Source organism: Methylobacterium sp. 092160098-2 (assembly GCF_028920805.1).
Taxonomy (GTDB): Bacteria; Pseudomonadota; Alphaproteobacteria; order Rhizobiales; family Beijerinckiaceae; genus Methylobacterium; species Methylobacterium fujisawaense.
In genome coordinates, this window is the sequence record NZ_JAQPZJ010000001.1 from 1,414,080 (window position 1) to 1,437,550 (window position 23,471).

Sequence of the window (23,471 nt, forward strand, 5' to 3'; positions counted from 1 at the left end):
GTGGACGTCTCGCCCATCGGACGCGCCGCCCTGGAGGGGCGCGAAGGCACCCGGCTGACCGCCTACAAGGACAGCGTCGGCGTCTGGACGATCGGGACCGGGATTACGACCGCCTCCGGGCTGATCAAGGTCGTGGCCGGCCTCAAGATCACGCCGCTCCAGTCCGATGCGCTTTTTGCCGCCGCGCTGGAGAAGTACGCGGCCCCGGTACGCGCCGCCCTGGCCAAGCCCGTCCCGCAGCCGTTCTTCGATGCCTGCGTGAGCCTCGCCTACAACATCGGCCCGATCGGCTTCGCGCACTCGACTGTGGTCCGGCGCGCCAATGCCGGCGATCTCGCGGGCGCCGTCGAGGCGTTCCTGATGTGGAACAAGCCGGCCGCAATCATCCCCCGCCGGCAAGGCGAGCGCGATCAGGCCGCCCTCGCCTCCTACGATGGCGCCAAGGTGTACGCGCGTCGTGGCGACCGCTCGCCCGTGAAGGCGCTGGCCGGCTCGCTGCCGGCGCCGGTGAGCGTGCCCGACCCGCTGGCCCCGATGACGGGCACGAAGCCGCCGGCCGCCACGTCCGCGCGTCCCAGCCTCTTCACCCGCCTGGTGGATCTCTTCCTCGGACGAAAGGCCTCCTGATGTCGCCCGCCCGCTTCCACCGCGTCCGCGTGATGTGGCGCCGCCTCCGGGGCTGGCGCACCTTCATCTTCTTCACACCCGCGTTCCTGCTGACGCTGCTCGACGCGCTTCACGCCGTCGACTTCCGCCAGCTCCTACTCGACATGGGCGCGCCCGAGGGCACCGCGAAGATGATCGTCGCCGCGTGCTTCCTCCTCGGCATCGTGATGCGCGCCTACACCACCACCCCGCCGATGCGCGGCCTCGATCACGATGCGCCAGGAGCGCCCCGCTGATGCTCGGGATCCTCGGTACCATCTTCGGCTGGATCGGCGGTGGCCTGATCAAGGTCCTAGGCTCGAACGTCATCGGGCCGCTCGTCCAGACGATCCAGAACGGCCAAAACGCCAACCGCGACGTGGCGGTGCAGACGCTGCAGGCCGAGATCGCAGCGAACCAAGCGCGGGTCGCCATCGCGCCTGCCTTCAAGGGCCTGATCTACTGCATCGGCTTGCCGGCGGCGGTGCACTTCGGCGCGATCTGCGCTGACAGCATGCTGTGGTGGTTCCCGTTCTACGGCTGGCACCTCGTCGGATCCTGGAAGGTCGCCACGCTGCCCGGCGACTATGCGACGATCGAGGCGACGATCCTGACCGCCTTCTTCGTGTCCTCGCCCCTCACCACGCTGGCCCGGGCCGGCGCCGCCCGCCTGCTGAAGGCCTGACCCTCCCCTCTCCTGGGAGGGAGAGGGCATCCCGGGACCGCGACCATGTCCGACGAGAAGCCCCGCCGCGCACGTCGGCCGGCGGTCCCGCGCAAGGGGCTCGACCTGATCGGCGCGGGTCTCGACCGCCGTGTTCCGCCCCCCATCCCTCCAGGACTCGGCGAGGGGCTCCTCGAACGAGCGAGCCAAGAAGACGATCCCATGCACAATCCCCAGATCGGAGAATTGCTCGGCCGGCTCCTCGAACGGTCCGACGCGAATGGGCGCCAGCTCGACGACGTGCAGCGGAAGATGAGCCGCATGGACGAGCGCCTCGATGGTGTCGCCTACCGCCGGGACATCGAGACCTTTATGCACCGCGATGAGATCGAGCGGCGCATCGACAAGGCCGTCGAGGGTGCGAAGGCCGAAGCGAAGGAGGGGCTGGGCGAGGTCCGGAAGGACGTCGGGAAGCTCCAGAGCCTCGTGGTCTGGGGCAGCGGCGGCATCATCACTGCGTTCGGCGGCCTGCTGCTCAAGCTGATTTATTCGAGCGCGCACATCCCGATCTGACCGTCAGCCGTTAACATCCGTCAACGCCATGGGCGCCTTTTCGTCGTTTCAGCCCCGCCGGTACCGCCGCGCGGGGCCCTTTTTGTCTTTCGGCCCGGTCTCAGTTCTTTGGCCTCTTCCGCGCGATCTCTGCCTCAGCTACTTCCCGGACAAAGGCTAGCGCTTCGTCCAGCGTTGGCTTTTGCCCGGTGAGAGGGATCGAGGCGCCTACGACCAAGCCGAGCGCCATGTATGCCGCGGCTGCGCTGTGGCCGAGACAGACAGCCTGGATCGCCTGCGCAAGCGCAACTGCGCTATCGGCGGCGGCTTCGGCATTTGCTGATGCTGCTTCGGTCATATGTCTTCTTTGTGCTGCCCGCACAGCGCAGGTCAGCCAAAGTGTGGTATAATGCTGGTCAGAAGATACAAACCGCAAGTTGTAGTTTGCACATATGCCGATATCAGACCATCAAAACAGCGTGAGCTCTATGATTTTGCGTGCCACGACGAGCGCGGAGTGCCGACCAGTATAAATTAACCAGCTTATCAGTTAAAATTAGCATTGCGTTCTCTTGCGAGATGACAGAGACGCGCAACTTGTAGCCTCGCACCTCAATCGCATCGAGGCCCGCGTCACGATCTTCAGCCCGCCCCGTCCGCCGCGCGGGCTTTTTGGCGTCAGGATGCGCCTTCGTTCGAAAGCAATCGCCCGGCGTAGTGCCGTCCCACCGCTTCGATGACTGGCGCAAACATGCCCGCCATCCAGGGCACTAGCGCTTCGATCTGCAGCGCATCGTCAGCCACTTGGATCGCAACGCTGGCCTTCTGGCCGTAGCCTCGACCGGCGAAAGCGCGGCGATTGCCGAACCAGTCCTCGGCCTCGACCTGGATCTTCTCGGCCTCAAGGCGTCGGAGGGCCCAGTCCATGTGCAGATCGATGCGGCGCCGGACCTCCGCGGCTCCGAGATCGTGCGGGATCGTGATGGTCAGGCGCTTCGGCATCGGCGTCTCCTTGAAAACCGAGCCCGTCACGTGCCGCCGGTTGGTTAAGGCTTGGTGAGTATCGGTGCGCGCGGCTCGCTCGCCTGGGCCGCTTCCGATCGGGTCCCACCACGGGACGCGCGCTCGCTCGGCGCAGGCACCCCGCGGTAACCGCCTCCGTCCATCGTCTGACCGAGCCGCGTTGCGTATCGGCTCGGCTCACACGCTGGTGAGATCGGACGCTCCCCCGCCCCGTGAGCAGATCGGGGCGGGGCCGAGCGGGCGCAGCAACTACGATCTCAAACTCGACGTTACCTCAGGCGCCCTGGCTTCGGCCCGGACGCCCGTTTTTTATATTCAACAAGTCTTACTAGACGTCTGTTAATTGGAGGCATTTTCTCCACTCGCGCGCCTTCGCCAATGTAGACGGGTCGGCACAATTGATGTCCATTCTAATAGCATTCGCAAGTCTATCATCTGGATGCACCATTCTCTTTTTGCCATCCAAGCTTGCATAAACAGGAATGCCGACATGCTCAGAAAACATTCTAACCAAGTTTTTGTACAGATCTGTTTCAAACCGAGACTTATTGTCAATTGAGCGGATAATGACGTAAAATTTTTGGAATGGGTCGCCATTTTGATGGCCAAACTCGGCGGATAATAGCAGACCTGATCTGTCAGGACGCATATGCTGTGGAAGTGTTTCAATGCGTCTCCAAAGACACAACCATGTCCGGCATACGCTGGGACGCGTCTCATAAATTCCGCAACCCGTTCCGGTGTTGTGCACGCACAAAACGTCGGGCGGTTTTTTTAATTCTTGAGTATCAATGTGTAGGGCTTTGCAGCACATAACACATTCACCGCATTCCCTTCCCGCAACCGGCCCTCCAAAAACATGCACAATCAGATCCTCTGTTGTAGAGATTGATTTATTTAGTGCATCTTTATTTACAGGGTTCATCGGCTTTCAATCCTATTTAAGTAGCAGCCCGGTCCGCGCGTCCCAGGCCTTAGCCCGGGCCCATGCCGCGGCGAGCGCCTCGATTGCCTCGTCCCGGGTGTCGGCCATGCCGTTCAGCGGACGCACACCTTCAGCCTCGTGACCGCGCTGACAGCCGGTGCAGCTCCATGCCCACGTGCCGTTCTGCGGGCCGCCGTCGATTCGCCTGATGCGCCCGACGTGCTGGCCGGCCTCCTCGGCTACGAAGTCGTGGTGCGTATCAGGGAAGGTGCGGCACCACGTGAAGGTCACGGCTCAGCTCGCCTACGTCTCATCGCGGCCGACATCGGCCAGCATGTCTCGGCCGGCCCTTGTGAGAAACCATGCCGGTTGCGATCGACCTGGGCCGCGCACATGGCGCTCCTCAATCAGCCCCATCTCGACCAGGACCGGCATGTAGCTCGGGTAGGCGCTATGTCGGAGGCCCTGCGGCTGTGCTGCTGCGGCACGTAGAGCTTGGAGCGCGCGGCCGCGGATCGGGGCTACTGCCTCACTCGGCATCATCAGCGCGCTGCTCGGAGCATCCACTGGCGAGCCTCAGCCTGGAGGTGGACGTCGTCCGCGTTCGGCATGCTGGCGATGGCGCGCCCGACGATCTTGCGGACCGCGGCATCGTCGAGGCCGAGGCCCTGCGCATAGCCATGGAGCTGGCGCATCAGGCGCTGGACGGCTTCGCGGTCGGAGGCAGTCTCGAGGTTCATGTTGCGCCGCAAAATCGAGGGTTCTTGGAGAATATCCGGAGACCAACGGCCTCGAAGCACTCGCAAATCGCCGTAAGCCATTGATCGGCCTGGTGGGCGGTGAGGGACTCGAACCCCCGACCCTCTCCGTGTAAAGGAGACGCTCTACCAACTGAGCTAACCGCCCGGCCGGCGACCGTTACGGCATGCCGCCGGTTCGGTGCAAGGGGCTCCGTTTCGGATCGGCGTCAGGGATCGACGAGCCGCGCCGCCAGTGCCGGCGCCAAGCCAACGCTCTCCACGGGCTCTGGCCTGAACCGGACCGTCCCGGTCGCACCCGCTGCCAGAACCGCACGGGTTCCCGCCTCGACCGAGCAGATCAGCGGAACGGGAACCTGCGCCGCGATCCGCCGCGCCAGCCCCGCGAGGCCGGCACCCCCGAGAATGACGCGCTCGGCGCCGGACGCCGCGCAGGCGCGGCAGGCCTCGGCCAGGGTCGCCAGGGCGGCGTCCGGATCACGGGCGATGGCGCCACCGCTCGGAGCCACCGTGTGGAGCGCCGCCAGAGCATCGGACAGGCCGAGGGCCGCCACGAATTCGCGCAGCATCGGCTCCCAGGCCGCGCCCCCGGTGACGATGCCGAAACGGCCCGCCGCGGCGGCCTCGCGACAGGCGGCTTCCGCCATGCCGATGACCGGCACGCGCGACAGCTCCCGTAGGGCGAGGAGACCCGGATCGCCGAAGCAGGCCAGATACACCGCGTCGCACTCAGCCCCATGCTCCGCGAGGGCGTCGAGCGCCGCATGGCCGGCGATGGATGCGGCAGCCCGGCTCGCGATGTAACGCGCCCCGAAGCGGCCTGTAACGGCGCGCAGTTCCGCTTGGTCACCGAGTTGCGCACGGACATGGGCGGCGACGAGGTCGGTGACATGCGCGCTGGTGTTCGGGTTGATCAGCAGGACGCGCATCCAAGCCTCCGCGCATGAAAAAGCCCCCGGGGCGCGAAGCTCCGGGGGCTCGTCTCATTCGGACGTCTTCGTCAGTGGGCCACGAAGGCGGCGCCGTCTTCCTCGGTCCGGGCAGGCTTGGCCACCGGCAGCGGCTCTTCCCACTCGATCGCCTCGGGCTGACGGACCAGCGCCTTCTCCAGAACCTGATCCATCCGCGAGATCGGGACGATCTCCAGCCCGTTCTTCACGCTGTCGGGCACCTCGGCGATGTCCTTGGCGTTCTCCTCGGGGATCAGCACCGTCTTGATGCCGCCGCGCAGCGCGGCGAGCAGCTTCTCCTTCAAGCCGCCGATCGGCAGGACCCGACCGCGGAGCGTCACCTCGCCGGTCATCGCGACGTCACGGCGGACCGGGATCCCGGTCAGCGTCGAGATGATCGCGGTGGCCATGGCGATGCCGGCCGACGGACCGTCCTTCGGGGTCGCCCCCTCCGGAACGTGGACGTGGATGTCGCGACGCTCAAAGAGCGGCGGCTCGATCCCGAAGTCGATCGCCCGGGAGCGGACGTAGCTCGCCGCCGCCGAGATCGACTCCTTCATCACGTCCTTCAGATTGCCGGTGACCGTCATCTTGCCCTTGCCGGGCATCATGACGCCCTCGATCGTCAGCAACTCGCCGCCGACCTCGGTCCAGGCCAGACCCGTGACCACACCCACCTGATCGTCCGCGTCGATCTCGCCGTAGCGGAACTTCGGCGGGCCGAGGAAGACCGGAAGGGTCTCCGTCGTCACCGCAACCGACTTGGTCTTGGTGATCAGGATCTCCTTCACCGCCTTGCGGATCAGGTTAGACAGCTCGCGCTCCAGGTTCCGGACGCCGGCCTCCCGCGTGTAGCGGCGGACCAGCATCATCAGCCCGTCATCGTCGATCGACCACTCGTGCGTCCCCAGCCCGTGCTTCTTCAGGGCGTTCGGGATCAGGTGCTTGCGCGCGATCTCGACCTTCTCCTCCTCGGTGTATCCGGCAATGCGGATCACCTCCATCCGGTCCATGAGCGGGCCCGGGATGTTGAGGGTGTTGGCCGTGGTCACGAACATCACGTTCGAGAGGTCGTAATCCACCTCCAGGTAGTGGTCGTTGAAGGTGCTGTTCTGCTCAGGGTCGAGCACCTCGAGGAGCGCCGCCGACGGATCACCGCGGAAGTCCATGCCCATCTTGTCGATCTCGTCGAGCAGGATGAGCGGGTTCGAGGTCTTGGCCTTGCGCATCGACTGCACGATCTTGCCGGGCATCGAGCCGATATAGGTCCGGCGGTGACCGCGGATCTCGGCCTCGTCACGGACGCCGCCGAGCGACATGCGCACGAACTCGCGACCCGTCGCCTTGGCGATGGACTTGCCGAGTGAGGTCTTGCCGACGCCGGGGGGACCGACGAGGCACAGGATCGGACCGGTGAGCTTGTTCGCCCGCTGCTGCACGGCGAGGTACTCGACGATCCGCTCCTTGACCTTGTCGAGGCCGAAATGGTCCTCGTCGAGGAGCGCCTGGGCGCCGAGGAGGTCCTTCTTGATCTTCGAGCGCTTGCCCCACGGGATGCCGAGCATCCAGTCGAGGTAGTTGCGCACGACGGTCGCCTCGGCCGACATCGGCGACATCTGGCGCAGCTTCTTCAGCTCCGCCGTCGCCTTGTCGCGGGCCTCCTTGGAGAGCTTGGTCTTCTCGATCTTCTCTTCCAGCTCGGCCAGCTCGTCGCGGCCATCCTCGGAGTCGCCCAGCTCCTTCTGGATCGCCTTCATCTGCTCGTTCAGGTAGTACTCGCGCTGGGTCTTCTCCATCTGCCGCTTGACGCGGGTCCGGATGCGCTTCTCCACCTGCAGCACGGAGATCTCGCTCTCCATGAGCGACAGCACGCGCTCGAGGCGCTGCGCCACCGTGGGGGTCTCCAGGATGCCCTGCTTGTCGGAAATCTTGACGAGCAGATGCGAGCCGATCGTGTCGGCGAGCTTGGACGGCTCGTCGATCTGGGTCACGGCGGAGACGACCTCGGGCGAGATCTTCTTGTTCAGCTTGACGTAGTTCTCGAACTCCGAGAGCACCGAGCGCGCGAGCGCCTCGGCCTCGACGCGGTCGCCGAGCTCGTCGTGCAGGGCCTCGGCGGTAGCCTCGTAGTACTCGTCCGAGCGGGTGAAGCCCGTGACCTTGGCGCGGCCGACGCCTTCCACCAGCACCTTCACGGTGCCGTCGGGCAGCTTCAGGAGCTGGAGGACGGAGGCAAGGGTGCCGATCTTGTAGATCGCATCGGTGGCCGGATCGTCGTCGCCCGCGTTGATCTGGGTGGCGAGCAGGATGTGGCGGTCGGTGCGGACCGCCTCCTCAAGGGCGCGGATCGACTTCTCGCGCCCCACGAACAGGGGCACGATCATGTGCGGGAAGACGACGATGTCGCGCAGGGGGAGGACGGCGTAGGTGCCCGTCGTGCCCGGGACCACCGGCTGGCGCGATTTCGACTGTGACATGCTGACTTCCTCTCAGGGACGCCCGGGTTCGGCACCTCCAAGCATGGAGCGCGCCTACAGCCAGGGGCCGACCGGGCCGCGAGGGTCGGAATTTCGAAAACTTTGCGGCTGGTGACGCGGACCGGACCTCGAAGGAGCGTGCGGCCACCGCGCTGAGCCTGAGGTGGCTGCGGGGCGCAGCGTTTTCAAGATGTTCCCCGCAGCGCGCCCGGCCGGAGCCGGGCGCTTAACGCAACCCTACCAAGCGCTTACGCGCTGACGCTGGCGGGCGCTTCCTTGTTGCGGTCGCCGTGGATGTAGAGCGGGCGCGACTTGCCCTCGACCACCTCCGGACCGATCACAACCTGCTCCACGGACTCGAGGCCCGGCAGGTCGTACATCGTGTCGAGCAGGATCGTCTCCAGGATGGAGCGCAGGCCGCGGGCGCCGGTCTTGCGCTCGATCGCCTTGCGGGCGACGAGCGACAGCGCGTCGTCCTGGAACGTCAGATCGACGTTCTCCATCTCGAACAGCCGCTGGTACTGCTTGACCAGGGCGTTCTTCGGCTCCTGCAGGATCTTCTTCAGCGCGGCCTCGTCGAGATCCTCCAGCGTCGCCAGGACCGGCAGGCGGCCGACGAACTCGGGGATGAGGCCGAACTTCAGGAGGTCCTCCGGCTCGACCGAGCGGAAGATCTCGCCGGTGCGGCGGTCGTCCGGGGCCTGCACGGTCGCGCCGAAGCCGATCGAGGTGCCCTTGCCGCGCTGGGAGATGATCCGCTCCAGCCCCGCGAAGGCGCCGCCGCAGATGAACAGGATGTTGGTCGTGTCGACCTGCAGGAATTCCTGCTGCGGGTGCTTCCGGCCGCCCTGGGGCGGAACGGAGGCGACCGTGCCCTCCATGATCTTCAGGAGCGCCTGCTGCACGCCCTCGCCCGACACGTCGCGGGTGATCGACGGGTTGTCGGACTTGCGGGAGATCTTGTCGATCTCGTCGATGTAGACGATGCCGCGCTGCGCCCGCTCGACGTTGTAGTCCGAGGCCTGGAGCAGCTTGAGGATGATGTTCTCGACGTCCTCACCGACGTAGCCGGCCTCGGTGAGGGTCGTGGCATCCGCCATGGTGAACGGCACGTCGAGGATGCGGGCGAGCGTCTGCGCGAGCAGGGTCTTGCCCGAGCCCGTCGGCCCGATCAGCATGATGTTGGACTTGGCCAGCTCGACGTCGTTGTGCTTCGTCGCGTGCGCGAGCCGCTTGTAGTGGTTGTGCACGGCGACCGAGAGGACCTTCTTGGCGAAGTCCTGGCCGATGACGTAGTCGTCGAGGACGCGGCGGATCTCCTTCGGGGTCGGCACCCCGTCGCGGCTCTTTACCAGCGAGGATTTCGACTCCTCGCGGATGATGTCCATGCACAGCTCGACGCACTCGTCGCAGATGAACACGGTCGGGCCAGCGATCAGCTTGCGGACCTCGTGCTGGCTCTTGCCGCAGAACGAGCAATACAGCGTGCTCTTCGAGTCGTTGCCGCCAGTCTTGCTCATATCGGTCTCCGATTCCTCGCGTCCGCAGCCGGCAAGGGGGCGGACGCGCATCGTTTGAATGTAGGGGGCCCGTTTAAAGAAACAGTGTGCTGCGCGCCTTTGACCGAAGGGCCCGATCTCGGATGCAAACACGCTGCCGCGGCGGGATCAAGGCCGCGCCGCGGCGGTCAGGCGTCGCGGATCCGATCAGGCGGCTGCCGGCTCGGGGCGCTTCTCAATCACCTCGTCGATGAGCCCGAACTCCTTGGCCGCGTCCGCGGTCATGAAATTGTCGCGCTCAAGGGCGGTGTGGATCGTGTCGTAGTCGCGACCCGTGTGCTTCACGTAGATCTCGTTCAGGCGCCGCTTCAGCGCCTCGATCTCGCGGGCATGGATCAGGATGTCGGTCGCCTGACCCTGGAAGCCGCCCGACGGCTGGTGGACCATGATCCGGGCGTTCGGCAGGGCGAAGCGATGGCCGGGCTCGCCGGCGGTGAGCAGCAGCGATCCCATGGAGGCGGCCTGGCCGACGCACAGCGTCGTCACCGGGCAGCGGATGAACTGCATCGTGTCGTAGATCGACAGGCCCGAGGTGACCACGCCGCCGGGGGAGTTGATGTAGAAGGAAATTTCCTTCTTCGGGTTCTCCGCCTCGAGGAACAGCAGCTGCGCCACGATCAGCGACGCGCCGTAATCCTCCACGGGGCCGGTGAGGAAGATGATGCGCTCGCGCAGCAGGCGGGAGTAGATGTCGAAGGCGCGCTCGCCGCGGCTCGATTGCTCGACGACCATCGGCACGAGCGCATTGTTGTAGACGTCGATCGGATCTCTCATCTCGTCCTGCCCAGGAGTGAGGCCCGGGGCTGCCGCGAATCAGGGCAGCCCCGGGCATGTCAGCGAACACCGGCGATGCTTAACCATCGCCTAACCCTTGCCCGCCGTCGCTCGGACAGGGCGGGACTCAGTCGGCCTTTGCCTCGGTCTTGGCCTCGGCCTTGTCTGCCGGCTTCTCGCCGGTCGTGTCGTCGTCATCTTCGTCTGCGAAAAGCGCCTCTTTCGAGACAGGCTCCTCGACGAGTTTGACCTGCCCGAGGACGTGGTCAACGACCTTCTCCTCGAACAGGGGCGCGCGGAGTTCCGCGAGCGCCTGCGCATTCTTCCGGTAGAAGTCCCAGACCTGCTGCTCCTGGCCCGGGAACTGCCGGACCCGGGCGATGAGGGCCTGGTTCACCTCCTCATCCGAGACCTTGATATCGGCGCTCTCGCCGACCTGCGCAAGCACGAGACCGAGACGGACGCGCCGTTCCGCGATCTTCCGGTACTCGGCCTGGGCCTTCTCCTCGGTGGTGTCCTCATCCTCGAAGGTCTTGCCGCGCGTCTTGAGGTCCTGCTCGACCTGGGCCCAGACCGCGGCGAATTCCTGCGCCACCAGGGACGGAGGCAGCTCGAAGGCGTACTTGCCGTCCAGGGCGTCGAGGAGGTCCTTCTTGAGGCGGCGGCGCGTGGCGGCCTCGAAGTCGCGGCCGATCGCCTCCGACACGGCTTCGCGGAGCTTCTCCAGCGACTCCATGCCCATGGACTTGGCGAACTCGTCGTCCACCTTGGCCTCGCCCGGCGCCTGGATCTTCGTGACCGTCACGTCGAACTCGGCGTCCTTGCCGGCGAGGTGCTCGGCCCCGTAGGATTCGGGGAAGGTGACCTTCACGAGCGGCTTGTCGCCGACCTTGGCGCCGACGAGCTGGTCCTCGAAGCCCGGGATGAACGAGCCGGAGCCCAGCTCCAGATCGATGCCCTCGCCCTTGCCGCCCTGGAACTCCTCGCCGTCGATGCGGCCGACGAAGTCGATGGTGACGCGGTCGCCGCTCTGGGCCTCCGCGCCCTCGTCGCGCTCGGCGAACGGGCGGCCCTGGCCGGCCATGCGCTCCAGGGCCTCGTCCACCTCCGCGTCGGAAGGCTTGGCGACGCGCTTGGTCAGGCTGACGTCGGAGAGGTCGGCGAGTTCGAAGCTCGGCATCACCTCGAGGGCGACCTTGAAGGCGAGGTCACCCTTGGCGTCGAGCGCCTTCTCGACCTCGGCCTGATCGCTCGGGAACTCGACCTGCGGCTCCAGGGCGAGCTTGAGGCCGTTGTCGGCGACGATCTGGCGATTGGCCTCGTTGACGGCGTTCTGCACCACCTCAGCCATCACGGAGCGGCCGTAGACCTTGCGCAGATGCGCGACCGGCACCTTGCCGGGGCGGAAGCCCTTGAGCTGCACCTTGTCCTTCATGCCGGACAGCTCGTTGGTCAGGCGCTCCTCGAGTTCCTGGGCGGCCAGCAGAACCTGAAACTCGCGCTTCAGCCCCTGGGCGTTGATCTCGGTCACCTGCATCGTCGTCGTCGCTCTTCAAAGAAACCTGGGTTCGCCGGGCGGGCCGGCGTCGTGCTCGCGCGGACCGGGATGCCGAGATGTCGGGTACGGGACGGAGGGTCCCGAGGGGACCGCTACCGCAGCAGACGTCCTGGTGCGGGCGGAGGGGCTCGAACCCCCACGTCTTGCGACACTGGAACCTAAATCCAGCGCGTCTACCAGTTCCGCCACGCCCGCGCGCGCCGACATCCGGCGCATCGCCGGCCGCCGGAAGCGCGCCCTATAGCATGGGCCGGCCGGCCCGCAGCAAAAAACTTACCCCTGTGGCGCGGGAGCCGACACGCCGCTATGGAGCGAACCCGTCGCGAGCCGCAGCCGAGATCCCATGCCGCCATCCCGCCCCGTGCCGCCGACCGATTCGCGCGCCGGCTCGCCGTCGCGCCGGAGCCTCCTCGCCACCGCCGCCGCCTTCGGGCTGGTGCCGGACGCGGCGCGGGCCCAGGCGCCGAGCCCGCCCCCCGGCAGCGGGGCGGCGTCTCCGGCGCAACCGGAACCGGCCGCCCTGCCGGCGGCCCCCGGCCGGGCTCGGTTCCGGTCGGAGCCCGCGCCCGAAACGCCGGTCTGGTGCTTCGACGGTAAGGCCCTGCCGCCCGTCGTCCGGGTCAAGCTCGGCCAGCCGGTGCGGCTGAAGGTCGAGAACCGGACCGACAAGCCGCTCGCGTTGCACTGGCACGGGGTGCGCAACGTCAACGCCATGGACGGCGTCGGCGGGGTGACCCAGGCGCCGATCCCGCCGGGCGGCGACTTCCTCTACGCGTTCACGCCGCCGGATGCCGGCTCCTACCTGATCCGGCCGTTGGTCGTCGGGGGGTCGAGCGAACCGTCGGGGCGCGGGCTCGCGGGCATGCTGGTCGTCGAGGAGGCGAATCCGCCCGCCGTCGATGCCGATGTCAGCGTCGTCCTGCAGGATTGGCGGCTCGAGGATGACGGCACGCTCCTGCCCTTCGGGCAGGTTCCGCTCGCGGCCGCACACGGGCGCCTCGGCAACCTCGTCACGGTCAACGGCAAGCCGGTGCCGGGCATCTTCGAGGCCCGCCCCGGGGCCCGGGTCCGCCTGCGCCTCGGCAATGCCTGCAACGCCCGGGCGACGCGCATCAAGTTCGAAGGCGTCAAGGTCTATGTGGCGGCGGTCGACGGGCAGCCCACCGACACGTTCGAGCCGCTCCGGGCCACCCTGCCCTTCCCGCCGGGAACCCGCTACGACCTGCTCGTCGACCTGCCGGAGGAGGAAGGCGCCACCTGCGCGATCCATGCGCTGATCGGCAAGGGCCTCATCCTGGCCAGCGTCACCACGAAGGGCGCCAAGATCACCGAGAAGCGGCCGCCGATCGGGCCGATCGGCGAGAACAAGCGCCTGCCGGCCGAGGTCAAGCTCCAGAACGCCCTGCGCCGCGACGTCGTGATCACCGGCGGCGCCTTCGTGCCGAAGGACAAGGGAGGCGCCAAGGACGGTCCGGCGCCCGACGCCGTCTATACGGGCGATCCGCAGAAGATCTGGTCGGTGAACGGTGTGAGCGGCACCACGGGCCTCCAGCCGATCTTCTCGGTGAAGCGCGGCCAGGTCGTGGTGCTGGCCCTGCGCAACGATACCGCCTTTCCCCAGGCCCTGCACCTGCACGGCCATTGCTTCCGGCTGCTCCACCCCCTCGACGATGGCTGGGAGCCCTACTGGCTGGACACGTTCCAGCTCCTGGAGGGCAGGACCGCACGGATCGGCTTCCTGGCCGACAATCCGGGGCGCTGGCTGATCAGCGCCACGGTGCTGGAGCGGTTCGACACCGGCCTGTGGACCGTCTTCGAAGTCACCTGAGCGCGGATTCGACGAGGTCCCGGAGCACCGCCGGCATCAGCTCCGGGATGTCCTCGGCGATCAGGCCGGGACCGTGGCGCAGGCCGGCATCGCCGTGGAGCCACACCCCGGTGGCGGCGGCCTCGAAGGGGTCCATGCCCTGGGCCATCAGGCCGGCGATCAGGCCACCCAGCACATCCCCGGAGCCCGCAGTGCCGAGATAGGGGCTGCCGTGGTCGTTGATCGCCGCGCGGCCGTCCGGGGCGGCGACGACAGTATCGGCGCCCTTGAGGACCACGACGGCGCCGGTGAGTTCCGCCGCCGCGCGGGTCCGCGCGACCTTGTCGGCGGCGCCTGCCGCCGCCGTACCGTCGAAGAGCCGCGCGAACTCGCCGGCATGGGGGGTCAGGACGGCCCGGGCATCGCCATCCGCCAAATGGGCGGCGAGAAGGCGCGCCTGCCCGGCGAAGCTCGTCAGCGCGTCGGCATCGAGAACGAGGCCGCGCCCGGCCGCCGCCGCCACGGCGACGCGTTCCCGGGTGGGCTCGCCGGTCCCGAGTCCCGGACCGGCCAGAACCACATTCAGCCGCTCGTCGGTGAGCAGGTCGTCGAGGTCATCGGCACTCTCGCAAGGCCGCAGCATGATCGCCGTGAGATGCGCGGCGTTCTCAGCGAGCGCCGCGGGCGGCGACGCGACGGTCACGAGCCCGGCGCCGACCCGCAGGGCACCGCGGGCGGCCAGCCGGGCGGCCCCGGTCTTCGTGGCCGGCCCGGACAGCACGAGGGCGTGGCCGCGGGTGTATTTGTGGCTCAATCCGCTGAGCCGCGGGAAGGCTCCGGCCCACAGGTCGGGCCCGTTCCGATGGAGCGGCGGGCCGACGGCCAGACCGACCGCGAGCGCCTCCGGTCCGGTCCCGATATCCGCGAGGCTGAGTTGCCCGCAGAGGCTGCGTCCGGGTTGGAGCAGGTGTCCGGGCTTGAACGCCACGAAGGTCACGGTCTCCACCGCCCGGATCGCGACACCTCGCACCGCACCGGTATTGCCGTCGATCCCGGTCGGCACGTCGACCGCGAGCACCGGGACCCCGGCGGCGTTCACCGCCTCGACGAGCGCGCGGGCGGCGCCGTCGAGATCGCGCGACAGACCGGCCCCGAACAGGGCGTCGATCACGAGGTCGCAGGACGGCAGCGGGCTGCCGTCGACCTGACGCACCGGTCCCGTCCAGGCCTGGGCGGCCAGGGCGGCGTCCCCTTTTAGCGCCGCACGCTCACCGAGAAGGACGAGGTCGACGCCGTAGCCGGCCTCCGCCAGCAGGCGCGCGGCCACGAAGCCGTCGCCTCCGTTGTTGCCGGGTCCGCACAGGACGACCGTCTTTCCGCCCGCCGGCAGGCGAGCCCGGGCGCGGGCGGCGACCGCGGCGCCGGCAGCCTCCATCAGCCGGAGGCCCGGCACGCCGCCGTCGATGGCTGCCGCATCGACCCGCCTCATCGCCGCGACCGTCAACAACCGCATGTCCGCCCTCCCCTCTGCCCGTGCACCGATCAGCCCTGACTAAAAACGCGCCAAAAACCGGAGAAGCGCCTGAAGGATGTGCGTGGATCGCACATGAAATAGGCACTATGGTTGGGCACGCCGCGAAAACGGCATGGCGGAGGCGTCACGAGGATGTTAGAAATGCCCGGCACCGCAGCGCAGGCCCGAGCGGCATGAAGAAGATCGAAGCGATCATCAAGCCTTTCAAGCTCGACGAAGTGAAGGAGGCGCTCCAGGAGGTCGGTCTCCAGGGCATCACCGTCATCGAGGCGAAGGGTTTCGGCCGTCAGAAGGGCCATACGGAGCTCTACCGGGGCGCCGAATACGTGGTCGACTTCCTGCCCAAGGTGAAGCTGGAGATCGTTCTGTCCGACGCCCTTGTGGAGGGCGCCGTCGAGGCGATCCGCAAGTCGGCCCAGACCGGCCGCATCGGCGACGGCAAGATCTTCGTCTCGACCATCGAGGAAGCGATCCGCATCCGCACCGGCGAGACCGGAACGGACGCGATCTGACGCGGGCCGTCCCGCTCCCGCAACGCTTCTCTGCCTAAGATTTCGCACTGCGCGAATGTCCGGCATCGGCGCGCTCCGCACTGGAGCGCCGCCTTCCACACCCCACATCATCGGGAACGGCTGGCCTGATCGGCCGCTTGAACCCGATGCAGGAGGATGTGCGATGGCCGCGACGGACCCGCGCGAGAGCGCCAAGATCTACGATCTGTCCGCGTTCCGGCGCTCGCGCCTGACCGCGCGGGCCGCTCCGGACGCGAAACCCGCACCCGTGCCGAGCCTCGGCGGCGGCGCGTGGTACCACGAGGCGGCGATCCGCGACGACGAGCGCCCGCGCCGATCCTGAGACCCGAAACTCGGGCGTTCCGCCCGTCCACGCACCCCGCGATACCCATACGTTACAGGGCCGCCGAGCGGAGCTCGCTATCCTGGAGCGCTGGCACGGGTCACGGACCGGCCCACCCGATCCGGAAACGGCGAAGCCGGACCCGAGGGCCCGGCTTCGTTCGTTCTGTGGGAAGCTGACGCTTCCGACGCGTCTTACGCGGCTGCAGCGGCCTCGGCCGGCACGGAAGCGATCGTCTTCAGCACCTGCGAGGCGATCTGGTAGGGGTCGCCTTGGGAGTTCGGACGGCGATCCTCGAGGTAGCCCTTGTAGCCGTTGTTCACGAAGGAATGCGGCACGCGGATCGAGGCGCCGCGATCGGCCACGCCGTACGAGAACTCGTGGATCGAGGCGGTCTCGTGCTTGCCGGTCAGGCGCATGTGGTTGTCCGGACCGTAGACGGCGATGTGCTCCTCGCGGGCGTTCTTGAACGCCTCCATGAGCTTCTCGAAATACGCCTTGCCGCCGTGCTCGCGCATGAACGCGGTCGAGAAGTTGCAGTGCATGCCCGACCCGTTCCAGTCGGTGTCGCCGAGCGGCTTGCAATGGTACTCGACGTCGATGCCGTACTTCTCGCAGAGGCGCTGCAGGAGGTAGCGGGCCATCCACATCTCGTCGGCGGCCTTCTTGGAGCCCTTGCCGAAGATCTGGAACTCCCACTGGCCCTTGGCCACCTCGGCGTTGATGCCCTCGTGGTTGATGCCGGCATCGAGGCAGAGGTCGAGGTGCTCCTCGACGATCTTGCGGGCGACGTCGCCGACGTTCGAGTAGCCGACGCCGGTGTAGTACGGGCCCTGCGGCGCCGGGTAGCCGGAGGCCGGGAAGCCGAGCGGGCGGCCGTCCTTGTACAGGAAGTACTCCTGCTCGAAGCCGAACCAGGCGCCGGCATCGTCCAAGATGGTGGCGCGCTTGTTGGATTCGTGCGGGGTCACGCCGTCCGGCATCATCACTTCGCACATCACCAGCACGCCGTTCTTGCGGGCCGGGTCGGGGAAGTGGCGCACGGGCTTCAGCATGCAGTCGGAGCTGCCGCCCTCGGCCTGCTTGGTGGACGAGCCGTCGAAGCCCCACATCGGGAGCTGCTCGAGGGTCGGGAAGCTGTCGAATTCCTTGATCTGCGTCTTACCGCGGAGGTTCGGGGTCGGCGTGTACCCGTCGAGCCATATGTACTCGAGCTTATATTTGGTCATTCCGGTTCTCTCGTCCGTATCGATGCGCGACCTGGGCAACCCGGGAAGACGCGAACGGCTTGCCGCCTCGTCGACGGCTGCGGCCGCCTTCGCATGGATCGTGCCAGCAGGGCCATTGCCGGAGAACAACGATGCCCTAGAAACGGTATGGCGCGATCACGGTTTCGAGATCGGACGCAATCGCGGACCGATCGTTCTATCTGGCCGCCGATTCCGGGGCCCGGCGGGTGGCAAGGCACGCCCGCGCCGGATATCAAGCCCCGCTTGCCGGCGCACGCGACCGCGTGCGGGTGCGCCCCGAGAGACGATTCAGAGATCCCTGGAGGATGCCCACGATGACCACTGCGGCCGAGGTGCTGAAGACGATCCGGGACAACGACGTGCGCTACGTGGACTTCCGGTTCACCGACCCGCGCGGCAAGTGGCAGCACGTCACGTTCGACGTGTCGCTCATCGACGAGGAGATCTTCGACGAGGGCACCATGTTCGACGGCTCCTCGATCGCCGGCTGGAAGGCGATCAACGAGTCCGACATGCTGCTGATGCCGGATCCGGTGACCGCCACCCTGGACCCGTTCTTCTCGGCCGCGACCATGTCGATCGTGTGCGACGTGCTGGAGCCGGCCACCGGCGAGCCCTACGGCCGCGACCCGCGCGGCACCGCCAAGCGCGCCGAGGCCTACCTGCAGCAGACCGGCATCGGCGACACGATCTATGTCGGCCCCGAGGCCGAGTTCTTCGTGTTCGACGACGTGAAGTTCGGCGCCGACCCCTACCGCACCGGCTTCGAGCTCGACTCCACCGAGCTGCCGACCAACGGCTTCACCGATTACGAGGGCGGCAACCTCGGCCACCGGGTGCAGACCAAGGGCGGCTACTTCCCCGTCCCGCCGCAGGATTCGGCGCAGGACATGCGCGGCGAGATGCTCGCGGCCATGCAGTCCATGGGCGTGAAGGTCGAGAAGCACCACCACGAGGTGGCCTCGGCCCAGCACGAGCTCGGCATGAAGTTCGACACGCTGACCCTGCTCGCCGACCACATGCAGATTTACAAGTACTGCATCCACAACGTCGCGCAGAGCTACGGCAAGTCGGCGACGTTCATGCCCAAGCCCGTCTACGGCGACAACGGCTCGGGCATGCACGTCCACCAGTCGATCTGGAAGGACGGCAAGCCGGTCTTCGCCGGCGACAAGTATGCCGGCCTCTCCCAGGAGTGCCTCTGGTACATCGGCGGCATCATCAAGCACGCCAAGGCGCTGAACGCCTTCACCAACCCGTCGACCAACTCGTACAAGCGCCTGGTGCCGGGCTACGAGGCGCCGGTGCTGCTGGCCTACTCGGCGCGCAACCGCTCGGCCTCCTGCCGCATCCCGTGGACCAAGAGCCCGAAGGCCAAGCGCGTGGAGGTCCGCTTCCCCGACCCGATGGCGAACCCCTACCTCGCCTTCTCGGCGCTGCTGATGGCCGGCCTCGACGGCATCCGCAACAAGATCGACCCGGGTCCGGCCATGGACAAGGATCTCTACGAGCTGCCGCCGCGGGAGCTGAAGAAGATCCCGACCGTGTGCGGCTCGCTCCGCGAGGCGCTCGCCAACCTCGACAAGGACCGGGCCTTCCTCAAGGAGGGCGGCGTGTTCTCGGACGACCAGATCGACTCGTTCATCGAGCTGAAGATGACCGAGGTGCTGCGCTACGAGATGACCCCGCACCCGATCGAGTTCGTGCAGTACTACTCGCTGTAAGGTGAGTGCGGGCCGGGCACGATGCCCGGCCCGGATCTCTCCCAGGCCGGGGCCTCTCGCGGGGCCCCGGCCTTTTTCTTGGGGACGTTCCGGAGTTACCCATCCCCACCTGATTTTGCGGCGCCCGTCAGCACGAAGGCCGGGTCGGGACCTGCGCGGCCCCGGGAATGCCCTGGCCGCCGGCCGCCCAGGCGCTAGCGGTCACACGGAGCCCGCCCGATGCTTACCCTCGACCACCTCGTCGTCGTCGCGCCCGATCTCGCGGAAGGCGTGGCGCATGTCCGGGATTGCCTCGGCCTGACGATGCCGGAAGGCGGGCGCCACCGCGAGATGGGCACCCGCAACCATCTGATGCGTCTCGGCGACGCCACGTTCCTGGAGGTGATCGCTGTCGATCCCGAGGCGCCGGTCCCGCCGCGGGCGCGCTGGTTCGGCCTCGGCGATGCCGCACGGGTGCGGGCCGACTGGGATTCGGGCCGGCGGCTGCGCGGCTTCGTCGCCCGCACGGACGATCTCGACGGCGTTCTCGCCGCCCATGGCGCGCTCCTCGGCGCGGCGGCGACGATGACCCGCGGCGACCTGTCCTGGCGCTTCGCGGTGCCCCCGGGCGGGGTGTGGCCGGCGGACGGGGCAGCGCCGTGCGTCATGGATTGGGGGCAACGCGGGAATCCGGCGGGGCGGATGCCGGATCTCGGCGCCGGTCTGGAGGCGCTCATCCTGACGCATCCGGATCCCGACGCCGTCACGGAGCTGCACGCCGCGCTCGGCCTCGCCGATCCGCCGCGGGTCGTGGCGGGCCCCGGCCCGCGCTGGACCGCCCGGATCACGACGCCGTCCGGCCCGCGGACGCTGACCTGAGCACGACGGACCCTCCTCGCCGGCCTGATCGGGTGGGTGACCGGCGAGGAGGGACTGGCCGGGACCCGGAAGCCCTGGCAACCACAACTTACCAGCGACACATCGCGGTGCGGTGACAGGAAAGTCTCACTCCGCACAGGAAGTGTGCAGAATCCTCCGCCTCCTCAAGTATGCGCGAAGATGTCGGTCTCGGGCCAGCCGTCGAGGTCGAGGCGGGCCCGGGTCGGCAGGAAAGCGAAACAGGCGGCCGCGAGATCGCTGCGCCCTTCCCGGGCCAGCATCGCGTCGAGCCGGTCGCGGGCCGCGTGAAGGTGGAGCACGTCCGACGCCGCGTAATCGAGCTGGGCCTGCGACAGATTCTCCGCGCCCCAATCCGAGGATTGCTGCTGCTTCGACAGGTCGACGCCGACGAGTTCGCGGACCACGTCCTTCAGGCCGTGGCGATCCGTATAGGTCCGGGCGAGCTTCGAGGCGATCTTGGTGCAGTAGACCGGCGTCGGCATCACCCCGAGCGCCCGATACAGGACCGCCACGTCGAACCGCGCAAAGTGGAAGATCTTGAGGATTTCCGGATCCGCCAGGACGCGCTTGAGCATCACCGGCTCCGGACCGTCTTGCGGGATCTGGACCACGTCGGCCGTCCCGTCGCCGGTGGAGAGCTGCACCACGCAGAGACGATCCCGATGCGGGTTGAGCCCGAGCGTCTCTGTGTCGATGGCCACCGCCCGGCCCGCATCGTAATCGGCGGGCAGGTCGCCGCGGTGGAGACGTACGGTGGGGCTCGGCATCTTTTTCGGACCTTACGGGTTTTTCGGCCGGTAGCATCGGCGTCCAGTGCCGGCAAGCGGCCGGCCGGACGCCGGCGCGGCGGATGGAGAGGCGGATCATGACGGCAGCCGAGGTGATCGCGACGCTGGGGCTGAAACCCCATCCCGAGGGCGGCCATTACCGCGAGACCTTTCGCGATCCCCGCACGGTGGAGGGGCGCTCGGTCGGCACGGCAATCTACTTTCTGCTGGATCTCGGCGAGGTCTCGGCGTGGCACCGGGTCGACGCCACCGAGATCTGGCACTGGCATGCCGGCGCGCCGCTCGTGATCACCACGAGCCCCAACGGGCACGACGCCACGGCCCAGCATCTCGGCCCGGATCTCGCCGCGGGGCAGCGCCCACAATGCATCGTGCCGACCGGCCACTGGCAGACCGCCACCAGCCTGGGCGCCTGGACGCTCGTCGGTTGCACGGTCTCGCCGGGCTTCGACTTCGCCGGCTTCGAGATGGCACCGCCGGACTGGCGGCCGACGCCGCGGCGCTAGCCTCGCTTCGGCGACGTCCGCGACGTCCGCACCGCCGTGAGCGCCCCCGCCACGATGAGCAGGCAGGCGACCGCCAGGGCGGGGCTCGGGCTGGCATAGCCCGCCGCCACCAGGATCAGCGTCGAGAGGACCGGCGCCGCGTAGGCCGTGACACCGAGGAGCCGGACGTCGCCGCGCTTGCAGCCGATATCCCAGAGATAGAAGGCCGCCCCCACGGGCCCGAGACCCAGCAGGAGCACGGCGCCCCATTGCACCGCATCGGCCGGCCAGACCGTCGCCTCGAAGGCCAGATGGCACGCGAGGCTGAGCGCCGCCGTGGCGAGGCAGAACCCTGCGACCGCGTCGGTCGGCACCTGCCCGACCCGGGCCGAGAGCACCGAGTATCCGGCCCAGACGAAGGCCGCCGCCAGGGAGGCCGCGTAGCCCGGCAGCGCGCCCGCAGCGAAGGTGAGATCGGCCCGTCCGGCGAACAGGGCCGCGACGCCGGCGAGACCGAGGACCGCCCCGATGAGATGGCCCGGGCGCAACCCGCCCGAGCCCGGCAGGCGGGCCGAGAACAGGACGATCAGCAGCGGCCAGAGATAGTTGATCAGCCCGGCCTCGGCCGGCGGCGCGAGGCGCAGGGCGCTGAAGTAAAGGGCGTGGTAGCCGAACAGGCCTCCGACCCCGAGCAGCCAGACCGGCCAGGGCTGGATCAAGGCGCGGGCGCGGCTCGGCCGGACGATCCAGGTTGCGCAGCCGCACAGGCCGCCGATCAGGAAGGTCATGGCGGCGAGCTGGAACGGCGGCACCGTCCCGGAGGCGGCCGTGAACAGGGCGAGCAGCGACCACAGCAGGATCGCACCGAAGCCCGCGACAGTGGCGGTTGCGCTCTGCGTGCGAAAGGTCGAGATCGATGCAGGCGCGGTCATGGCGTGCCGCTATCACGCCGCTTCCGAGTCGGCGAGACCGGGGTCACGCCGCTGTCACCGTGGCCCTCTACCGGCGACCTGAAACGGGAGGTTCGCGATGCGTGCGTTCATGATCGGGCTGGGGCTGCTCCTGGGAGCGGGACCCGGCCTCGCCGGCGAGGCCGCCCAGCTCGGGCCGCGGCCCTTCTACCTCGTCGACCAGCTGAAGCCCGGCCCGCTCAAGGACACGCTCGCCGCCTGCGGAATCGACCGGACCTACACGCCCAGGGCCTTCTCGATCTCGCATCGCGGCGCACCGCTGATGTTTCCGGAGCATACACGGGAGGGGGTGCTCGCCGCCGACCGGATGGGCGCCGGGATCATCGAGTGCGACGTGGCCTTCACCAAGGACCGCCAGCTCGTCTGCCGTCACAGCCAGTGCGATCTGCACACGACCACCGACATCCTGGCCCGGCCCGAGCTCGCGGCGAAATGCACGCAGGGCTTCACGCCGGCCGATCCGGCCACCGGCCGCAAGGCCTCGGCCAAGTGCTGCACCAGCGACCTGACGCTGGACGAGTTCAAGTCGCTGAACGGGAAGATGGACGCCGCCGATCCGGACGCCACCAGCGTGACGGCCTACATGAACGCGACCCCGCGCTGGCGTACCGATCTCTACGCCGGCACCGGCACGCTGATGTCCCACAAGGAGTACATCGCGCTGGTGAAGGGGCTGGGGCGGAAGTTCACCCCCGAATTGAAGGCCCCCCAGGTGCCGATGCCGTTCGACGGCACCTACACCCAGGACATGTACGCCCAGCAGCTGATCGACGAGTACCGGCAGGCCGGCATCCCGGCCTCCGACGTCTATCCGCAGAGCTTCCAGCTGCGGGACATCCTGTACTGGCTGGAGAAGGATCCGGATTTCGGCCGCCAGGCGATCTTCCTCGACGACCGCGACGAGACCGCGAAGGGCTTCGACCCGGAGAAGCCCGCTACGTGGCAGCCCGGCATGGCCGAACTCGCGCAGAAGGGCGTGAAGATCCTGGCGCCGCCGCTCTGGATGCTGGTGCGGCCGGGGCCTGACGGGACGATCGAGCCCTCGACCTACGCCCGGGAGGCGAAGAAAGCCGGCCTGGGCCTGATCGCGTGGTCCCTGGAGCGCTCGGGCCCCCTGAAGGGCGGCGGCGGGTACTATTATCAGTCGATCAAGCCGGTGGTGACCGGCGACGGCGACATCCTGCGGCTGCTCGATGTCCTGCACGGGCAGGTGGGCGTGCTGGGCGTCTTCTCCGACTGGCCTGCGACCACGACCTTCTACGCCAACTGCGTCGGCGCGCCCTAAGGGGTGCG

At 68.0% G+C, this 23,471-nt stretch carries 25 protein-coding genes and 2 tRNA genes; 11 read left to right on the plus strand and 16 right to left on the minus strand.

What is annotated here, in order from left to right; translation table 11 throughout:
- From PQI07_RS06600 to PQI07_RS06615, 4 genes are read left to right on the plus strand one after another with little or no spacing between them, the layout of a single operon-like run.
- Window positions 1-627: a lysozyme gene (locus PQI07_RS06600; protein WP_274926314.1), complete on the plus strand. Its 627-nt coding sequence runs from the start codon at window positions 1-3 to the stop codon at window positions 625-627.
- Window positions 627-902: a hypothetical protein gene (locus tag PQI07_RS06605; protein WP_274926315.1), complete on the plus strand. Its 276-nt coding sequence runs from the start codon at window positions 627-629 to the stop codon at window positions 900-902. The genes PQI07_RS06600 and PQI07_RS06605 overlap by 1 nt, the downstream gene beginning before the upstream one ends.
- Window positions 902-1,330, plus strand: coding sequence for a hypothetical protein (locus PQI07_RS06610; protein ID WP_274926316.1), 429 nt, complete (start codon window positions 902-904; stop codon window positions 1,328-1,330). Before PQI07_RS06605 ends, PQI07_RS06610 begins: the two co-directional genes overlap by 1 nt.
- 45 nt (window positions 1,331-1,375) lie before the next feature.
- Window positions 1,376-1,882, plus strand: coding sequence for a hypothetical protein (locus tag PQI07_RS06615; RefSeq protein WP_274926317.1), 507 nt, complete (start codon window positions 1,376-1,378; stop codon window positions 1,880-1,882).
- 100 nt (window positions 1,883-1,982) lie between these two features.
- On the opposite strand, the gene PQI07_RS06620 is transcribed toward PQI07_RS06615, so the two are convergent.
- From PQI07_RS06620 to PQI07_RS06675, 12 genes are all read right to left on the minus strand, one after another.
- Complete coding sequence (locus PQI07_RS06620) at window positions 1,983-2,219, minus strand: hypothetical protein (RefSeq protein WP_274926318.1); 237 nt, start codon at window positions 2,217-2,219, stop codon at window positions 1,983-1,985.
- 320 nt (window positions 2,220-2,539) lie between these two features.
- Window positions 2,540-2,863 (minus strand): polyhydroxyalkanoic acid system family protein, encoded by a 324-nt coding sequence (locus tag PQI07_RS06625; RefSeq protein WP_274926319.1) that lies wholly within the window; start codon window positions 2,861-2,863, stop codon window positions 2,540-2,542.
- Window positions 2,864-3,212: 349 nt separating this feature from the next.
- Complete coding sequence (locus PQI07_RS06630) at window positions 3,213-3,809, minus strand: YkgJ family cysteine cluster protein (RefSeq protein WP_274926320.1); 597 nt, start codon at window positions 3,807-3,809, stop codon at window positions 3,213-3,215.
- A gap of 12 nt (window positions 3,810-3,821) precedes the next feature.
- A complete protein-coding gene (locus tag PQI07_RS06635; protein WP_274926321.1) occupies window positions 3,822-4,100 on the minus strand; it encodes a hypothetical protein in 279 nt (92 codons plus the stop codon).
- Window positions 4,101-4,351: 251 nt separating this feature from the next.
- Window positions 4,352-4,549, minus strand: a complete 198-nt coding sequence (locus PQI07_RS06640; RefSeq protein ID WP_274926322.1) for a hypothetical protein — start codon at window positions 4,547-4,549, stop codon at window positions 4,352-4,354.
- A gap of 90 nt (window positions 4,550-4,639) precedes the next feature.
- Window positions 4,640-4,715: transfer RNA gene (locus tag PQI07_RS06645), tRNA-Val, on the minus strand.
- 61 nt (window positions 4,716-4,776) lie between these two features.
- Entirely contained in the window at window positions 4,777-5,496 is a 720-nt protein-coding gene (locus PQI07_RS06650; RefSeq protein ID WP_043357210.1) for an aspartate/glutamate racemase family protein, read from the minus strand.
- Window positions 5,497-5,567: 71 nt separating this feature from the next.
- Complete coding sequence (lon, locus tag PQI07_RS06655; protein ID WP_274926323.1) at window positions 5,568-7,994, minus strand: endopeptidase La; 2,427 nt, start codon at window positions 7,992-7,994, stop codon at window positions 5,568-5,570.
- A gap of 248 nt (window positions 7,995-8,242) precedes the next feature.
- Window positions 8,243-9,514 (minus strand): ATP-dependent Clp protease ATP-binding subunit ClpX, encoded by a 1,272-nt coding sequence (clpX, locus tag PQI07_RS06660; protein ID WP_043385521.1) that lies wholly within the window; start codon window positions 9,512-9,514, stop codon window positions 8,243-8,245.
- 186 nt (window positions 9,515-9,700) lie between these two features.
- Window positions 9,701-10,327 (minus strand): ATP-dependent Clp protease proteolytic subunit, encoded by a 627-nt coding sequence (locus PQI07_RS06665; RefSeq protein WP_012322036.1) that lies wholly within the window; start codon window positions 10,325-10,327, stop codon window positions 9,701-9,703.
- Window positions 10,328-10,454: 127 nt separating this feature from the next.
- On the minus strand, window positions 10,455-11,864 hold the full coding sequence (gene tig / locus PQI07_RS06670) for a trigger factor (protein WP_043347496.1): 1,410 nt from the start codon (window positions 11,862-11,864) through the stop codon (window positions 10,455-10,457).
- A gap of 131 nt (window positions 11,865-11,995) precedes the next feature.
- Window positions 11,996-12,080 (minus strand) — tRNA-Leu (locus tag PQI07_RS06675).
- 148 nt (window positions 12,081-12,228) lie between these two features.
- Here PQI07_RS06675 and PQI07_RS06680 point away from each other — a divergent pair.
- Window positions 12,229-13,713: a multicopper oxidase family protein gene (locus PQI07_RS06680; RefSeq protein ID WP_043760222.1), complete on the plus strand. Its 1,485-nt coding sequence runs from the start codon at window positions 12,229-12,231 to the stop codon at window positions 13,711-13,713.
- Here the strand turns inward: PQI07_RS06680 and PQI07_RS06685 are convergent.
- A complete protein-coding gene (locus PQI07_RS06685; protein WP_274926324.1) occupies window positions 13,706-15,205 on the minus strand; it encodes an NAD(P)H-hydrate dehydratase in 1,500 nt (499 codons plus the stop codon). The two genes, PQI07_RS06680 and PQI07_RS06685, sit on opposite strands and share 8 nt — an antisense overlap.
- A gap of 194 nt (window positions 15,206-15,399) precedes the next feature.
- On the opposite strand from PQI07_RS06685, the gene PQI07_RS06690 reads away from it, so the two are divergent.
- The gene (locus PQI07_RS06690) at window positions 15,400-15,738 is read left to right on the plus strand and encodes a P-II family nitrogen regulator (RefSeq protein WP_003600526.1); all 339 of its coding nucleotides are present in this window, start codon (window positions 15,400-15,402) and stop codon (window positions 15,736-15,738) included.
- Between the two features lie 163 nt (window positions 15,739-15,901).
- Window positions 15,902-16,081 (plus strand): DUF2735 domain-containing protein, encoded by a 180-nt coding sequence (locus PQI07_RS06695; RefSeq protein ID WP_043347490.1) that lies wholly within the window; start codon window positions 15,902-15,904, stop codon window positions 16,079-16,081.
- Window positions 16,082-16,275: 194 nt separating this feature from the next.
- Here PQI07_RS06695 and PQI07_RS06700 read toward each other — a convergent pair whose 3' ends face one another.
- Entirely contained in the window at window positions 16,276-17,310 is a 1,035-nt protein-coding gene (locus PQI07_RS06700) for a glutamine synthetase beta-grasp domain-containing protein (protein ID WP_043347488.1), read from the minus strand.
- 335 nt (window positions 17,311-17,645) lie between these two features.
- On the opposite strand from PQI07_RS06700, the gene glnA reads away from it, so the two are divergent.
- Both glnA and PQI07_RS06710 read left to right on the plus strand, forming a co-directional pair.
- Window positions 17,646-19,055 carry a type I glutamate--ammonia ligase gene (glnA, locus tag PQI07_RS06705; protein WP_043385529.1) on the plus strand — a complete coding sequence of 470 codons (1,410 nt, stop codon included), beginning with the start codon at window positions 17,646-17,648 and terminating at the stop codon, window positions 19,053-19,055.
- A gap of 219 nt (window positions 19,056-19,274) precedes the next feature.
- The gene (locus tag PQI07_RS06710; RefSeq protein ID WP_043760218.1) at window positions 19,275-19,913 is read left to right on the plus strand and encodes a VOC family protein; all 639 of its coding nucleotides are present in this window, start codon (window positions 19,275-19,277) and stop codon (window positions 19,911-19,913) included.
- A 164-nt stretch (window positions 19,914-20,077) separates the two neighbouring features.
- On the opposite strand, the gene PQI07_RS06715 is transcribed toward PQI07_RS06710, so the two are convergent.
- On the minus strand, window positions 20,078-20,701 hold the full coding sequence (locus PQI07_RS06715; protein WP_043347481.1) for a ribonuclease D: 624 nt from the start codon (window positions 20,699-20,701) through the stop codon (window positions 20,078-20,080).
- A 98-nt stretch (window positions 20,702-20,799) separates the two neighbouring features.
- On the opposite strand from PQI07_RS06715, the gene PQI07_RS06720 reads away from it, so the two are divergent.
- Entirely contained in the window at window positions 20,800-21,228 is a 429-nt protein-coding gene (locus PQI07_RS06720; protein ID WP_274926325.1) for a cupin domain-containing protein, read from the plus strand.
- Here PQI07_RS06720 and yddG read toward each other — a convergent pair.
- On the minus strand, window positions 21,225-22,139 hold the full coding sequence (gene yddG / locus PQI07_RS06725; RefSeq protein WP_274926326.1) for an aromatic amino acid exporter YddG: 915 nt from the start codon (window positions 22,137-22,139) through the stop codon (window positions 21,225-21,227). The two genes, PQI07_RS06720 and yddG, sit on opposite strands and share 4 nt — an antisense overlap.
- 97 nt (window positions 22,140-22,236) lie before the next feature.
- Here yddG and PQI07_RS06730 point away from each other — a divergent pair, with 97 nt between their 5' ends.
- The gene (locus PQI07_RS06730; RefSeq protein WP_274926327.1) at window positions 22,237-23,463 is read left to right on the plus strand and encodes a glycerophosphodiester phosphodiesterase family protein; all 1,227 of its coding nucleotides are present in this window, start codon (window positions 22,237-22,239) and stop codon (window positions 23,461-23,463) included.
- The last annotated feature ends 8 nt before the right edge of the window (window positions 23,464-23,471 follow it).

Coding starts and splice junctions, on each gene's coding strand:
- PQI07_RS06605 (WP_274926315.1), top strand. CDS start 627: ATGTCGCCCGCCCGCTTCCACCGCGTCCGCGTGATGTGGCGCCGCCTC.
- PQI07_RS06610 (WP_274926316.1), top strand. CDS start 902: ATGCTCGGGATCCTCGGTACCATCTTCGGCTGGATCGGCGGTGGCCTG.
- PQI07_RS06615 (WP_274926317.1), top strand. CDS start 1,376: ATGTCCGACGAGAAGCCCCGCCGCGCACGTCGGCCGGCGGTCCCGCGC.
- PQI07_RS06620 (WP_274926318.1), bottom strand. CDS start 2,219: ATGACCGAAGCAGCATCAGCAAATGCCGAAGCCGCCGCCGATAGCGCA.
- PQI07_RS06625 (WP_274926319.1), bottom strand. CDS start 2,863: ATGCCGAAGCGCCTGACCATCACGATCCCGCACGATCTCGGAGCCGCG.
- PQI07_RS06630 (WP_274926320.1), bottom strand. CDS start 3,809: ATGAACCCTGTAAATAAAGATGCACTAAATAAATCAATCTCTACAACA.
- PQI07_RS06640 (WP_274926322.1), bottom strand. CDS start 4,549: ATGAACCTCGAGACTGCCTCCGACCGCGAAGCCGTCCAGCGCCTGATG.
- PQI07_RS06650 (WP_043357210.1), bottom strand. CDS start 5,496: ATGCGCGTCCTGCTGATCAACCCGAACACCAGCGCGCATGTCACCGAC.
- lon (WP_274926323.1), bottom strand. CDS start 7,994: ATGTCACAGTCGAAATCGCGCCAGCCGGTGGTCCCGGGCACGACGGGC.
- clpX (WP_043385521.1), bottom strand. CDS start 9,514: ATGAGCAAGACTGGCGGCAACGACTCGAAGAGCACGCTGTATTGCTCG.
- PQI07_RS06665 (WP_012322036.1), bottom strand. CDS start 10,327: ATGAGAGATCCGATCGACGTCTACAACAATGCGCTCGTGCCGATGGTC.
- tig (WP_043347496.1), bottom strand. CDS start 11,864: ATGCAGGTGACCGAGATCAACGCCCAGGGGCTGAAGCGCGAGTTTCAG.
- PQI07_RS06680 (WP_043760222.1), top strand. CDS start 12,229: ATGCCGCCATCCCGCCCCGTGCCGCCGACCGATTCGCGCGCCGGCTCG.
- PQI07_RS06685 (WP_274926324.1), bottom strand. CDS start 15,205: ATGCGGTTGTTGACGGTCGCGGCGATGAGGCGGGTCGATGCGGCAGCC.
- PQI07_RS06690 (WP_003600526.1), top strand. CDS start 15,400: ATGAAGAAGATCGAAGCGATCATCAAGCCTTTCAAGCTCGACGAAGTG.
- PQI07_RS06695 (WP_043347490.1), top strand. CDS start 15,902: ATGGCCGCGACGGACCCGCGCGAGAGCGCCAAGATCTACGATCTGTCC.
- PQI07_RS06700 (WP_043347488.1), bottom strand. CDS start 17,310: ATGACCAAATATAAGCTCGAGTACATATGGCTCGACGGGTACACGCCG.
- glnA (WP_043385529.1), top strand. CDS start 17,646: ATGACCACTGCGGCCGAGGTGCTGAAGACGATCCGGGACAACGACGTG.
- PQI07_RS06710 (WP_043760218.1), top strand. CDS start 19,275: ATGCTTACCCTCGACCACCTCGTCGTCGTCGCGCCCGATCTCGCGGAA.
- PQI07_RS06715 (WP_043347481.1), bottom strand. CDS start 20,701: ATGCCGAGCCCCACCGTACGTCTCCACCGCGGCGACCTGCCCGCCGAT.
- PQI07_RS06720 (WP_274926325.1), top strand. CDS start 20,800: ATGACGGCAGCCGAGGTGATCGCGACGCTGGGGCTGAAACCCCATCCC.
- yddG (WP_274926326.1), bottom strand. CDS start 22,139: ATGACCGCGCCTGCATCGATCTCGACCTTTCGCACGCAGAGCGCAACC.
- PQI07_RS06730 (WP_274926327.1), top strand. CDS start 22,237: ATGCGTGCGTTCATGATCGGGCTGGGGCTGCTCCTGGGAGCGGGACCC.